The 13,637-nt window shown below is 64.9% G+C and carries 13 protein-coding genes; 2 read left to right on the forward strand and 11 right to left on the reverse strand.

The window, feature by feature from the left end; all coding sequences use genetic code 11:
• From ACZYSP_RS03685 to rpsB, 10 genes are all read right to left on the reverse strand, one after another.
• Positions 1–546, reverse strand: coding sequence for an OmpH/Skp family outer membrane protein (locus ACZYSP_RS03685; protein WP_093056550.1), 546 nt, complete (start codon positions 544–546; stop codon positions 1–3).
• A complete protein-coding gene (bamA, locus tag ACZYSP_RS03690; protein WP_093073879.1) occupies positions 547–2,979 on the reverse strand; it encodes an outer membrane protein assembly factor BamA in 2,433 nt (810 codons plus the stop codon).
• Between the two features lie 39 nt (positions 2,980–3,018).
• Positions 3,019–4,392: an RIP metalloprotease RseP gene (gene rseP, locus ACZYSP_RS03695; RefSeq protein ID WP_093073877.1), complete on the reverse strand. Its 1,374-nt coding sequence runs from the start codon at positions 4,390–4,392 to the stop codon at positions 3,019–3,021.
• 33 nt (positions 4,393–4,425) lie between these two features.
• A complete protein-coding gene (gene ispC / locus ACZYSP_RS03700; RefSeq protein ID WP_093073875.1) occupies positions 4,426–5,616 on the reverse strand; it encodes a 1-deoxy-D-xylulose-5-phosphate reductoisomerase in 1,191 nt (396 codons plus the stop codon).
• Entirely contained in the window at positions 5,613–6,458 is an 846-nt protein-coding gene (locus ACZYSP_RS03705; RefSeq protein ID WP_093056546.1) for a phosphatidate cytidylyltransferase, read from the reverse strand. The genes ispC and ACZYSP_RS03705 overlap by 4 nt, the downstream gene beginning before the upstream one ends.
• 19 nt (positions 6,459–6,477) lie before the next feature.
• Entirely contained in the window at positions 6,478–7,197 is a 720-nt protein-coding gene (gene uppS / locus ACZYSP_RS03710) for a polyprenyl diphosphate synthase (protein ID WP_093073873.1), read from the reverse strand.
• Positions 7,198–7,205: 8 nt separating this feature from the next.
• The gene (frr, locus tag ACZYSP_RS03715; protein ID WP_093056544.1) at positions 7,206–7,766 is read right to left on the reverse strand and encodes a ribosome recycling factor; all 561 of its coding nucleotides are present in this window, start codon (positions 7,764–7,766) and stop codon (positions 7,206–7,208) included.
• A gap of 11 nt (positions 7,767–7,777) precedes the next feature.
• Complete coding sequence (pyrH, locus tag ACZYSP_RS03720) at positions 7,778–8,500, reverse strand: UMP kinase (protein ID WP_093056543.1); 723 nt, start codon at positions 8,498–8,500, stop codon at positions 7,778–7,780.
• Between the two features lie 95 nt (positions 8,501–8,595).
• Positions 8,596–9,519, reverse strand: a complete 924-nt coding sequence (gene tsf, locus ACZYSP_RS03725) for a translation elongation factor Ts (protein ID WP_093056542.1) — start codon at positions 9,517–9,519, stop codon at positions 8,596–8,598.
• Between the two features lie 82 nt (positions 9,520–9,601).
• Positions 9,602–10,357 (reverse strand): 30S ribosomal protein S2, encoded by a 756-nt coding sequence (rpsB, locus tag ACZYSP_RS03730; RefSeq protein WP_093056541.1) that lies wholly within the window; start codon positions 10,355–10,357, stop codon positions 9,602–9,604.
• Positions 10,358–10,569: 212 nt separating this feature from the next.
• On the opposite strand from rpsB, the gene ACZYSP_RS03735 reads away from it, so the two are divergent.
• Both ACZYSP_RS03735 and ACZYSP_RS03740 read left to right on the forward strand, forming a co-directional pair.
• Complete coding sequence (locus ACZYSP_RS03735) at positions 10,570–11,892, forward strand: amidase (RefSeq protein ID WP_093073871.1); 1,323 nt, start codon at positions 10,570–10,572, stop codon at positions 11,890–11,892.
• Between the two features lie 56 nt (positions 11,893–11,948).
• On the forward strand, positions 11,949–13,202 hold the full coding sequence (locus tag ACZYSP_RS03740) for a D-amino acid dehydrogenase (RefSeq protein ID WP_093056539.1): 1,254 nt from the start codon (positions 11,949–11,951) through the stop codon (positions 13,200–13,202).
• Here ACZYSP_RS03740 and ACZYSP_RS03745 read toward each other — a convergent pair.
• Complete coding sequence (locus tag ACZYSP_RS03745) at positions 13,192–13,620, reverse strand: hypothetical protein (protein WP_093073869.1); 429 nt, start codon at positions 13,618–13,620, stop codon at positions 13,192–13,194. The genes ACZYSP_RS03740 and ACZYSP_RS03745 overlap by 11 nt on opposite strands.
• Positions 13,621–13,637: the final 17 nt, after the last annotated feature.

The following is a 13,637-nucleotide window of genomic DNA, read 5'->3' on the forward strand; positions in this document are numbered from 1 at the left end:
TTACTTGCCGGCCGCGGGCGCAGGAGAGCCGACCGACGCGTTCAGCGCCTTGATCACCTTGTCGGTGATGTCGTGCTTCGGATTGATGTAGATCGCTTCCTGCAGGATGGCGTCGTACTTCTCGGCCTCGGCCACCTGCTTCACCACGCGGTTGGCACGCTCGTAGACTTGCTGGAGCTCTTCGTTCTTGCGCGCGTTCAGGTCTTCCTGGAATTCACGGCGCTTGCGCTGGAAGTCGCGGTCCTGGTCGACCAGCGCGCGCTGGCGCGTGACCCGCTGGCTTTCCGACAGGGTGGGCGCCTCGCGCTCGAACTTCTCAGAAGCCGCCTTCAGGGCGTCGCCTTGTGCGGTCAGGTCCTTCTCGCGCTTCAGGAATTCGGCTTCGAGCTTCGCCTGGGCAGTCTTGGCCGGCTGCGCCTCGCGCAGCACGCGGTCCGGGTTTACGAAACCGATGCGAAAGGTTTCCTGCGCCTGGGCGGGCACCGCAGCGAATGCGAGAGCGGGAATCAACAACGCGCCTGCCGCAGCGCGAATCAAATGCTTCATTTAGAAAGACGTTCCGATCTGGAATTGGAGGCGCTGAATTCTATCCTTCGGGATATACCCGGCTGTAAACGGCTGCCCCACTTCCTTCTGGGACCTGACTGGGAAGGCATAAGCAAGACGCAGCGGGCCCAGCGGTGAAATCCAACTGACGCCCAGGCCGACCGACGCGCGCAACTTCTTCTCGGCCTTCCATTGCTCGTCGGTCACGCCAGCGGCACGCGTACCGAACACGTTGCCGGCGTCGAAGAAGCCGTACAAGCGCAGCGTGCGGTCATTGCCGGCACCCGGGAACGGCGTGCTCAGTTCGGCATTGAAGACCGCCTTCTTGGTGCCACCGAGGGCTGCACCTTCGCTCTGGAGGAACAGAGGGGCATCGCGCGGCCCCAGCGAGTTCTGCTCGAAGCCACGGACGGAACCCAGGCCACCGGCATAGAAGTTCTTGAAGATCGGGTAGACCTTGTTGCCGAGCGCCTTGGCATAGCCGACTTCGCCGTTGATCGAGAAGGTGTACTGCTTGCTGATCGCGAAGAACTGCTGGTATTGGTAGTTCGTCTTGATGTACTTCATGTCCCCGGCCGCGCCCACTTCGAGGTTGGCGCGCTGCAGACGGCCCGTGGTCGGGATCAGCGCGCTGTCGCGACTGTCACGGCCCCAGCCGACGCTCAGCGGAACACCCCAGACGCTCTTCTGATCACAGCTGACCACCAGCAGGCCCGTGGCATCCTTCTGGCACTGGAAATAGGCAAGGTAAGACGGCGGCGTGTACAGACCGGAGAATGCAGTCGAACTGTTGGGATCGAACGCATAGCGCTCGAGACCGATGCCGAAGAAGACGGTATCGACTTCGCTGAACGGCACGCCAAAGCGGATGGAAGCGCCCTGATTCACCAGTTTGTAGTCGCCATCGGTGGAGGTCTGATACGGGCGCGTCGTGGTGTGGTAGAGGCTGATCGTGCGCGAGATGCCGTCCGGCGTGAAGTAAGGGTCGGTCGTGGTCACCGACAGCGTACGGTTGTACTTGCTGGTGTTGACCTGCACGCCCAGGAAGTTACCCGAGCCGAACACGTTTTCCTGCGAGATACCGAAGGTCAGCGCGACCTTTTCGGCGCTCGAGTAGCCGGCGCCGAGTTGCAGGCTGCCGGTGGGCTTTTCAGCCACGTTGACGGTCAGGTCCACCTGGTCGGGCGAGCCGGGCACTTCCTGCGTTTCGACGTTCACTTCAGTGAAGAAGCCCAGACGGTCCACGCGGTCGCGCGACAGCTTGATCTTGTCGCCGTCGTACCAGGAGGCTTCGTACTGGCGGAACTCGCGACGGATGACTTCGTCGCGGGTCTTGTTGTTGCCGCCCACCGAGACGCGACGCACGTACACGCGGCGCGAGGGCTCGGCCTGCAGCGTGAGCGCCACGCGGTTGTTCGCGCGATCGATGTCGGGGCGCGCCTGCACGCGTGCGAACGCATAGCCGAAGGTGCCGAAATAGTCGTTGAAGGCCTTGGTGGTCTCGGTGACCTGCTCGCCGTTGTAGGGCTCGCCCGGCTTGATGGTGATGAGCGACTTGAACTCGTCGTCGCGGCCGAGGTAGTTGCCGTCGAGCTTGACGCTCGACACCACGAACTTCTCGCCTTCGCTGATATTCACGGTCACCGTCAGGTCCTTGCGGTCCGGCGAAATGGCGACCTGGGTCGAGTCGATGCGGAACTCGAGGTAGCCGCGGGTGATGTAGTACGAGCGCAGCGTTTCGAGGTCGGCGTTGAGCTTGGCGCGCGAATACTGGTTCGACTTGGTGTACCAGCTCATGAAACCGCCGCTGTCCTGATCGAACAGGCTCAGCAGCGTCGATTCGCTGAAGGCCTTGTTGCCGACCACGTGCACTTCGCGGATACGGGCCGACTCGCCTTCGGTCACGGTGAAGGTCAGGTTGACGCGGTTGCGCTCGATAGGCGTGACAGTGGTCACGACCTGCGCGTTGTAGAGACTGCGGCTCACGTACTGGCGCTTGAGCTCCTGCTCGGCGCGGTCAGCCAGTGCCTTGTCGTAGGGACGGCCATCGGTCAGGCCGACTTCGCGCAGCGCCTTCTGCAGCGCGGCCTTGTCGAATTCCTTGGTGCCGACGAAATCGACGTCTGCAATGGTCGGTCGCTCTTCGACGATCACCACCAGTACGTTGCCGTTCACGTCGATGCGCACATCCTTGAACAACCCCAGGTCGAACAGCGCACGGATGGCGGCGGAACCGCGCTCGTCGCTGTAGGTATCGCCCACGCGCAGCGGCAGCGACGCGAAGATCGTACCGGCTTCGACGCGTTGCAGACCTTCGACGCGAATGTCGCGCACCGTGAAAGGCTCTACGGCCCAGGCTGCCGTGGCTGCGAGCGCACTGGCAACCACCGCGGCAACGCTACGCAGGCGAAAGCGACTGAAGTTTTTGTTCATCTGAGAATTGAGCCGGCACGGAAAGGGCCGGGCAGAAAGTTAACCAAAGAGCCGTGTGACGTCGTTGAAGAGTGCGACCGACATCATGACCAGCAGCAGGGCCACACCCCCGCGCTGAAGCCGTTCCATCCAAGCGTCGGAGACGCTCTTGCCGGTCAGGCCCTCCCAAAGATAATACATCAGGTGTCCCCCATCGAGGACCGGCAGCGGCATGAGATTGAGGACTCCGAGGCTCACGCTGATGAGCGCCAGGAAGACCAGATACTGAGTAAAACCGAGGCTTGCGGACTTGCCAGCGTAGTCGGCAATCGTGAGCGGACCGCTCAGGTTCTTGAGCGAAGCCTCGCCGATGACCATCTTGCCCATCATGCGCACGGTCAGCGCGGACACCTCCCAGGTGCGCACCACACCACGCCAGACACCGTCGACCAGCCCCTGGCGCACCGTCACCATTTCGGGCGGCGCACCAACGTAGGCGCCGATGCGCCCCACCTTGACGCCGCCCTCCTCCCGCACCTCGGGCTTCACGTCGATCTTGAGCGGCTGGCCGCCGCGCTCGACCTGCCAGGCCTGGGTGCGCGGCTGGTCACCATCGACCGACGCCCGGATCACCTCGCGCAGCTGCTGCCCGTCGACGATGGCCGTGTCGCCGATGGCGCGCACCACATCGCCGTTGCGCAGGCCGGCGCTTTCCGCCGCACTACCCGCCATGACTTCGCCGATCTCAGGCCGGGTCAGGGGTGCGACGACGCCGATCTTGCGGAACATCTGCGGATCGGCGTCCTTGGTCTCCATGCGGCTCAGCGGCAGCACCAGCTGGCGCGCAGGCCGGCCGGGTTCCCCTGCGACTTCGAGCGTCAGGTCATGGCCATCGAGCGCGCCACGCGTCATGCGCCAGCGCAGATCCTCGAAGGACTGGACCGGCGACAGGTCGCCATCGAAGCCCGCTTGCGTGATGTGCTCGCCGCCGCGCAGGCCCGCCGCTTCGGCCAGAGAGGCGGCCACCGGCCGCGCGAGCTTGGCGACCGGCTCCTGCACGCCGATCCAGTTGACGGCCGTGTAAAGCACGACAGCCAGCAGCAGATTGGCGATCGGCCCCGCCGCAACAATGGCCGCTCGGGAACGCAAAGGCTGGGTGTTGAAGGCGCGATGGCGCTCTTCAGGCGCGACCGGCCCCTCGCGCTCGTCGAGCATCTTGACGTAGCCGCCGAACGGGAATGCACCGATGACGAACTCGGTCTGTTGCCCCGGATGCTGGCGCTTGGGCTGCCAGCGCAGCAGCGCCTTGCCGAATCCGACGGAGAAGCGCTCCACCTTGACGCCGCAGGCAACAGCCACGCGGTAGTGTCCGTATTCGTGCACCGCGATCAGGACACCGAGTGCGACCACAAAGGCTATGACAGTGAGCAGCATCGGGGTCCTTGGTCTCTACGGAGGGTCGTCAGGTCAGGCTGCGAAACGCAGCGCCGCGGCATTGGCCGCCGCGCGGGCGCTGGCATCGATCGCCAGCAGGTCGGCCAGCGATGCCGGCTTGGAGGGGGCGACCCTTTCCAAAGTTTCCATGTTGACCGCATGTATGCAATCAAAACGCAGGCGGCGGTTCAGGAAAGCTTCAACTGCGACCTCATTGGCGGCATTGAGCACCGCCGTCGTGCCCGGCGCGGCGCGCAGCGCGTGCCATGCCAGGCCCAGTCCGGGAAAGAGTGCTGCGTCGGGCGCATCGAAAGTCAACGAGGCCATTTGGCGGAAGTCGAGCCGCGCCGCACCGCTCTCAATGCGCTCAGGCCAAGCCAGGCCCACCGCGATCGGCACCCGCATGTCGGGCGTGCCGAGCTGGGCGATGACCGAAGCATCGGTGAACTGCACCATCGAGTGCACCACGCTCTGCGGATGAATGACGACCTCGATCTGATCAGGCGCGACGCCGAACAGGTGACGTGCCTCGATCACTTCGAGGGCCTTGTTCATCATGGTGGCCGAGTCGACCGAAATCTTGCGGCCCATGACCCAGTTCGGATGGGCGCAGGCCTGTTCGGGCGTCACCGTACCCAGGGTTTCCGGCGCACGAGTGCGGAACGGGCCACCCGATGCGGTCAGGATGATCTTGTCGATACGCCGCGCCCAGGTGGACGGGTCTTCAGGCAGCGACTGGAAGATGGCCGAATGCTCACTATCGATAGGCAGCAACGTCGCGCCGCCTTCGCGCACGGTACGCATGAAGAGTTCGCCGCCGACGACCAGCGCTTCCTTGTTGGCCAGCAGCAGCCGCTTGCCGGCGCGCGCGGCGGCCAGGCAAGGGCCAAGGCCCGCCGCACCGACGATGGCGGCCATCACAGCATCGACTTCGTCGTGAGACGCTATCGTTTCGAGAGCATCATCGCTCGCCAGAACAACCGTTTTCAGGCTGTTTTGCTTCAACTTTTCAGCCAGCAACGCAGCATGCGGCGCACTGGCCATCACGGCGAACCGGGGCGAGAACTGAGCGCACTGCGCCAGCAACTCGTCGACCTTGGTAGCCGCCGAAAGGGCAAACACCTCGAAACGCTCGAGGTGCCGCGAAATGACGTCGAGCGTGCTCACGCCGACCGAACCGGTCGAGCCGAGCACCGTGACGCGTTGTCTTCTGGGTGTGTTCACAGGAAAGCCAGCATCATGGCAATGGGAAGCGCCGGCAAGAGGGCATCCACGCGGTCGAGGACGCCGCCGTGGCCGGGCAGCAGCCGGCTGCTGTCCTTGGCGCCGGCGCTGCGCTTGATGAGAGATTCGACGAGGTCACCCACGACGCTCATGGCCGCGAGGAACAGCGCGGCGAGCAGCAAAAGCCACCAGCCCCGCTCGTTGAGACGGGTATAGAGGCTGGCCACGGTCGCGCCGGTGGCCTTGTCGGCCCAGACCCAGGCAAAGGCCAGCACCACCACGCCGATCATTCCGCCCCACACACCTTCCCAGCTCTTGCCGGGACTGATCGCGGGCGCGAGCTTGTTGCGGGTGAACTTCAGGCCGAAGGCGCGGCCGGCGAAATAGGCGAACACGTCGGCCACCCACACCAGCACCAGGATCGACAGCAGGAAGTTGATGCCGATCATGCGTGCCTGCACTGCAGCGAGCCATGCCACCCACAGCGCCAGCAAACCGCCGACCAACCGCAGCCCGCGCGGAATACGGGGCCAGCCCGGCACCGCCACTCGCAGCAGCGCTGCGCCGCCCAGCACCCAGGCCGCACTGGCCAGGGTCCACATCAAGACCAACGGCTGCTCCAGCAGCCCCAGCCACCAGGACAGCGCGCACAGCACCACCGTTTCAACGCCGAGAAACACCGACAGCCGTTGGCCGTATCCATTCAGACGCCCCCACTCCCAGGCGCCAGCGCCGATCAACACCAGCATGACGCAGGCGAAGGGGATGTAGTTTCGATAGAACAGCGCTGGCAGCAGGATCGCGAGCAGCACGATCGCCGTGAGGATGCGTTGTTTGAGCATGCGGGAGGTTGTCAGGCCCTCAGGCCGTGGCGGTCTTGACCTGTGCCGAGGTTTGGCCGAAGCGCCGCTCACGGCCCTGGAACGCGGCAATGGCCTCGTCCAGCGCAGCTTCGTCGAATTCGGGCCACAGCTTGTCGCTGAAGAAAAGCTCGGCGTAGGCACTCTGCCAGAGCAGGAAGTTGGACAACCGTTGCTCGCCGCCCGTGCGGATGAACAGGTCGGGGTCGGGCACATGGGCCAGGGCCATGGCGCGGTCGAGGCTCGCCTCGGTGATCGCATCGCCCTGCGCCACCAGCCTGGCGGCGGCCTGCGCGATGTCCCAGCGGCCGCCGTAGTTGAAGCAGACGTTGAGCACCATGCGCGTGTTGTGCGCCGTGGCCAGCTCGGCGTCGACCAGGCCCTTCACCATCTTCGGCGACAGGCCGGCCCGTTCGCCGACGAAATGCAGCCGCACGCCATCGGCGCTGAGCTTGGGCACCTCGCGGGCGAGTGCACCGACCATCAGGTCCATGAGGCCGGAGACTTCCTCGACGGGACGGTTCCAGTTCTCGGACGAAAACGCGAACACCGTGAGCACGCCCACGCCGCGGTCGGCACAGGCCCTGACGCAGCGGCGCAGCGATTCGACACCCTGCTTGTGCCCCGCGACGCGGGGCAGGAAGCGCCGCGTGGCCCAACGGCCGTTGCCGTCCATGACGATGGCAACGTGGTGGGGAATGCGTGGCGCTGAAGAGGCCATGACAGGCCTCAAACGGCCATGATCTCCGCTTCCTTGGCCGCGACCAGGCGGTCGATTTCCGCGATGTGGCGGTCGGTGACCTTCTGGATCTCGGCCTCGGCGCGCTTCTGGTCGTCTTCCGACGCCAGCTTGTCCTTGACCAGCTTCTTGACCGACTCGTTCGCATCGCGGCGCAGGTTACGCGTGGCGACCTTGGCGGTTTCGCCTTCGTTGCGGACCAGCTTGGTCATTTCCTTGCGGCGCTCTTCGCTCATGGCGGGCAGCGGCACGCGGATCAGGTCGCCCATGGAGGCGGGGTTCAGGCCCAGGTCGCTTTCGCGGATGGCCTTCTCGATCTTGGCGCCCATGCCCTTTTCCCAAGGCTGGACGCTGATGGTGCGCGAATCGAGCACCGACACGTTGGCCACCTGGCTCAACGGCACCTGCGAGCCGTAGTACTCGACATGGATCGAGTCGAGCAGCGCAGAGTTGGCGCGGCCGGTACGGATCTTCGTAAGGTTGTTCTGGAATGCGGCGAGCGACTGATTCATCTTCGCGTCGGTCGCATTGCGGATATCTGCAATGGTCATCTCAAATACTCCTAGGCATGCACCAGCGTGCCCTCGTCCTCGCCCATGACGACGCGCTTGAATGCGCCGTTCTTGAGAATCGAGAACACCTTGATCGGCAGCTTCTGGTCGCGGCACAGCGCAAAGGCCGTGGCGTCCATGATGCCGAGATTCTTTGCGATCGCCTCGTCGAAGCTGAGCGAGACATAGCGCGTTGCGTCGGGGTTGGTCTTGGGATCGGCGGTGTAGACGCCGTCGACCTTGGTCGCCTTGAGCACCAGTTCGGCACCGATCTCGGCACCGCGCAGCGCAGCGGCCGTGTCGGTGGTGAAGAACGGGTTACCCGTGCCGGCTGCGAACACCACGACCTTACCCTCTTCGAGGTACTGCAGGGCCTTGGGGCGCACATAGGGCTCGACCACCTGCTCGATGGCAATGGCGGACATCACACGAGCCACGAGGCCCTGTTTGTCCATTGCATCGGCCAGCGCCAGCGAGTTCATGACCGTGGCCAGCATGCCCATGTAGTCGGCCGTGGCGCGGTCCATGCCGACCGAGCCCCCCGCGACGCCGCGGAAGATGTTGCCTCCACCGATCACGACCGCCACCTGCACGCCCATGTTCACGACCTCGGCCACCTCCTGCACCATTCGCACGATGGTCGCGCGGTTGATGCCGAAGGCGTCATCGCCCATCAACGCCTCTCCCGACAGCTTCAACAAGATTCGCTTGTGGGCTGGGCGGGCATCAGACATGGGCAATTTCCTTTGGTTGGACTGGGACGAGTGTAAAACGTAGCGATGAAAAAACGGCGGCGCGCGTGGGCGCACCGCCGTTGAGCCTTAAAGGCTTAAGCAGCAGCCTTGGCCGCTGCAACTTGCGCGGCCACCTCGGCTGCGAAGTCGTCAACTTTCTTCTCAATGCCTTCGCCGACCACGTAAAGGGTGAAGCCCTTGATCGTGGTGCTGGCGGCCTTGAGCATCTGCTCGACGGTCTGCTTGTCGTTCTTCACGAACGGCTGGTTGTGCAGCGAGACTTCCTTGAGGAACTTCTGCACGCCGCCTTCGATGCGCTTGGCAACGATGTCGTCCGGCTGCGGCTTCTTGCCCTCGGCTTCGGCGGTCTTGCGGTCTTCGTCGGCCTTGCCCTTGGCAACTGCGCGCTCTTTTTCGATCAGGTCGGCAGGCACGTCCGATGCCTGGATGGCGACCGGCTTCATGGCGGCGATGTGCATCGCCACGTCCTTGGCCGACGTGTCGTCGCCTTCGAACTCGACCATCACGCCGATGCGCGTGCCGTGCAGGTACGAAGCCAGCTTGCCGTTGCCAGCGAAGTGCTTGAAGCGGCGGAAGCTCATGTTCTCGCCGATCTTGCCGATCAGGCCCTTGCGCACGTCTTCGAGCGTGGGGCCGAAGCCGTCTTGCTCATAGGCGAGTGCGCCCAGCGCAGCGATGTCCGCGGGGTTGTTCTTCGCGACCAGCATGGCGGCGGCGTTGGCCAGGGCCAGGAAGCTGTCGTTCTTGGTGACGAAGTCGGTTTCGCAGTTGATTTCGATCATGCCGCCGGCAGCGCCGTCGACAAAAGCCGTGACCACGCCTTCAGCGGTGATGCGACCCGATGCCTTGCCAGCCTTGTTGCCGAGCTTGATGCGCAGCAGCTCTTCGGCCTTTTCCATGTTGCCGTCGGCCTCCGTCAGGGCCTTCTTGCACTCCATCATCGGCGCGTCGGTCTTTGCGCGCAGTTCGCCGACCATGCTTGCGGTGATTGCAGCCATTTGTGGTATCTCCGTAAATCCAAAAATCAGGTTAAAAAAAAGGGGCACCAAAGCCCCTTCTTCAGGCTCGCAGGCGCGCCAATCAGGCCGAAGCGCCTTCTTCGACTTCGACGAATTCGTCGCCATTGCCTTCGGCGATGGCCTTGACCACGTCACCGGTGGCGCTGTTGCGGCCTTCGATGATCGCGTCGGCGATGCCGCGGGCGTACAGCGTGACAGCCTTCGACGAGTCGTCGTTGCCAGGGATCACGTAGTCGATGCCTTCGGGCGAGTGGTTGGAGTCAACCACGCCGATCAGCGGAATGCCGAGCTTCTTGGCTTCGGCCACGGCGATCTTGTGGAAGCCCACGTCGATCACGAAGATGGCGTCGGGCAGCGCGGCCATATCCTGGATGCCGCCGATGTCCTTTTCGAGCTTCTCGATTTCGCGCGAGAAGGTCAGCTGCTCCTTCTTGCTCAGCGAGTCGAGGCCGGCTTCCTGCTGGGCCTTCATGTCCTTCAGACGCTTGATCGAGGTCTTGACGGTCTTGAAGTTGGTCAGCATGCCGCCGAGCCAGCGGGTGTCGACGAAGGGCACGCCGGCGCGACGGGCTTCTGCCGCCACGATTTCACGGGCCTGGCGCTTCGTGCCGACCATCAGGATCGTGCCGCGGTTGGCGGTGAGCTGCTTGGCGTACTTCATCGCGTCCTGGAACATCGGGAGCGACTTTTCCAGGTTGATGATGTGAATCTTGTTGCGATGACCGAAGATGTACGGGGCCATCTTGGGGTTCCAGAAGCGGGTTTGGTGACCGAAATGGACACCTGCTTCCAGCATTTCGCGCATGGTGGTAGACATTGAAATTACTCCAAAGGTTGGGTCTAAAATCCAGCCCGTTTTGTGCTCTTTTCGAATGGAGTCACAACACCTTGATTGGGCCGGTTTGCGGATGTGTTTGACTGGGTGCAACGGGAGCCGTCGCTCAGCCAGCGAAACCCAAAGAGTATAGCACGGCCGTCGCCCCCTTCCTCCCTGAACCCGAGCCGCTTGCACGGCCTCTGCCTCCACTCATGAACGACCTTCACGCCACCCGTCTCGACCTTCTGGCAGGTGGCTCCGATGCACGCACCGAAATGGAGCGCGCCATCGGCATCGCCCAGTCCCCGGTCTGCGCGCACGTCTTCACCCGCACCATGTTCGACGAGGCCCGGCAGGCTGCCGCCGGGTCGAACCCCGACAGCCGGCTTTCGGGTCTCGCCTTCACCGCCAAGGACCTGTTCGACATCGAAGGCCAGCCAACGCCCGCCGGCTCCGTGGTCCTGGCCCATGGACCAGCCGCCAGGGCCGACGCCTTCGCCGTGGCGCGGCTGCGCGCCGCGGGCGGCGTGCTGACCGGCCGCACCAACATGACGGAATTCGCTTTCTCGGGCGTTGGCATCAACCCTCACCATGGCACGCCAGCCAACGTGAGCGACGCCGCTACGCCGCGCGTTCCGGGCGGCTCGTCGTCCGGCGCCGCGATCTCGGTGGCCAGCGGGGCCGCGTTCATCGGCCTGGGCTCCGACACCGGCGGCTCGATCCGCATCCCGGCGGCGCTGAACGGTATCGTCGGCTTCAAGAACACGGCCCGGCTGACGCCCGCCAACGGCGCGCTGCCGCTCTCGACCACTCTGGACACCGTTTGCGCCATGACGCGCTCGGTTCGCGACGCCATCACCGCGCACGAGATCCTCGCGGCCCGGCGAGTGACCGCCGGCAACGCCCCTCTGGCCGCCTACAGGCTGGCCGTGGTGAAGAACGTCTTCTTCGACGGCATCGAGCCCGCCGTGGCCGCCGCCTTCGAGCGCTCGCTGAAGGCGCTCCGCGCAGCCGGCGCCCGCATCGTGGAAATCGAACTGCCCGAACTCGCCGAGTTGGCCACCATCAATGCCACCGGCGGCTTCTCGGCCGCCGAGTCGCACGCTTGGCACCGCCTGCTGCTGGAGCGCAGCGGCGCAGGCTACGACCCACGCGTGGCCCAACGCATCCTGCGCGGCGCCACGATGAAAGCGCATGAATACATCGACCTGATCCATGCCCGTCGCGACTGGATCGCCCGAGTCGAAACCGCGCTCGCGCCGTTCGACGCCGTGCTGTCGCCGACAGTGCCGATCACCGCACCATCCATCGCCAGCGTGGCGCCGGGCGCCGAGCGTGACGACGAATTCTTCCGCGTCAATGCATTGCTGCTGCGCAACCCGTCGATCATCAATATGCTCGACGGCTGCGCGATCTCGCTGCCCTGCCACGCCGACGGCGAACTGCCGGTTGGCCTGATGCTGTGGCATGCCGCGCTGCACGACGACGCCGTGCTTGCTGTAGCACTCCAGACCGAGCGCGCGCTGCAAAATTAACAGCTGACACGGCCCACCTCACGGGCGTCAGCCATCTCTCTTATTCAGAACATTCAATGAAAATCGCGATCGTGGGCGCCGGCATCATCGGCGTCACCACCGCCTGGGAACTGGTTTCCGACGGCCATGAAGTGACCGTGTTCGAGCGCAGGGGCGCCGCCGCAGAAGAAGCCAGCTTCGCCAACGCCGGCGTGGTCGCTCCCGGGTACGTCACGCCGTGGGCCGCCCCCGGCATGCGCGGCAAGGTGCTGCGCTCACTGCTGTCCTCGCACGGCGCCATCAAGCTGCGCTGGCCGCTAGGCTCGCGCGATCTCGGCTGGTTGTCGCGCTGGCAGAAAGCCTGCAAGCTCGAAACCTACCTGGCCAACCGCGCCCGCATGCAGCGCCTGGCCTTCTACAGTCGCAATCGACTGCACGAGGTGACCGAGGCGCGCGAGCTCAGCTACGAACGCAGCGACGGCTACCTGGTGCTGCTGCGTTCCAAGCGCGACAAGAAACTGGTGCAAGCCGGGCTGGAGGTGCTGCGCTCGGCGGGCAGCGTCTTCAAGGAAATCGACGCCGACGAGGCCCGGCTGATCGAGCCCGCCCTCAACCCCGACACCCCGCTGGCAGGCGCCATCCACCTGCCCGAAGACGAAGTGGCCAACTGCCGCCAGTTCGCGCTGCTGCTCAAATGGGAGGCCGAGTCGTTCGGCGCGCAGTTTCATTTCAACTGCGACATCGCGCCGCTGAGCCGCGCGGCGCCCACCTCGCTGTCGCTGGCGAGCGGCTCCGACCCCGTGCGCTACGACGCAGTCGTGGTGTGCGCCGGCCTGGCTTCGGCCGCGCTGCTGCGGCCGCTGGGCCTGCGCATCCCGATGGCCCCGGTCTACGGCCATTCGGTGAGCGCGCCGATCCGCGAGCCGCTCAACGCGCCGCGCAGCGCGGTGATGGACGAGCGCTACAAGGTCGCCATCTCCCGCCTGGGCCAGCGCGTGCGGGTGGCTGGCAGCGCCGAGATCGGCGGCTCGCTCGACACGATGAACCCGGCCGCGGTGCAAACGCTCTACAAGGTGCTGCACGACTGGTTCCCGGGCGCAGCCACGCTGCAGTCCGGCGTGCAGCAATGGAAAGGCGCACGGCCAATGCTGCCGGACGGTCCACCGGTGCTGGGTGCCAGCGGCATTCCCGGTGTGTGGCTCAACCTCGGCCATGGGTCGAGCGGCTGGGCGCTGTCGTGCGGCAGCGCGCGCGTGCTGGGCGACCTGATCGCTGGACAGGACCCGGGCATCGACCTCGAAGGACTCGGGGTCGAACGGCTCAGTCTTTAGGACCCCACCTGCGCAGGGCCTCGGGGCTCGCAGGCTGCTCTACAGGCAGCGCGGGCTCCGGCGGTGGGCGAAGCCTGCTCGCAATCCATCCCAGCAGTCCGGGGCTGAGCAGCGCAAAGAAAATCAGGCACAGCGCAGCGGCACCCAGCAGGGCCAGACGCATCGGGCCGGAAGCAGTTTCACCCGGGACGTCGAACCACCGGATCACGCTGCAGCCGAAGCCGACATTGGCGGCCCAGGCCACGTCCCGCAGAGACACCCACCGCTTCAGCTCTGCCAGCAGGAAGACGCCCCATACGGCGCACAACAGGCCCAGAACCCATCCCAGCCCCGCAATCCACGCCATCGTCGCAGCGAGGAAAAAGACAAGCGCTGCGAAAAGCAGGACAAGCAGCCAACCGACGCCTTTGAAGCTCATCCCCGGATGATAGGGAG

This window comes from Variovorax sp. F042, from assembly GCF_057814215.1.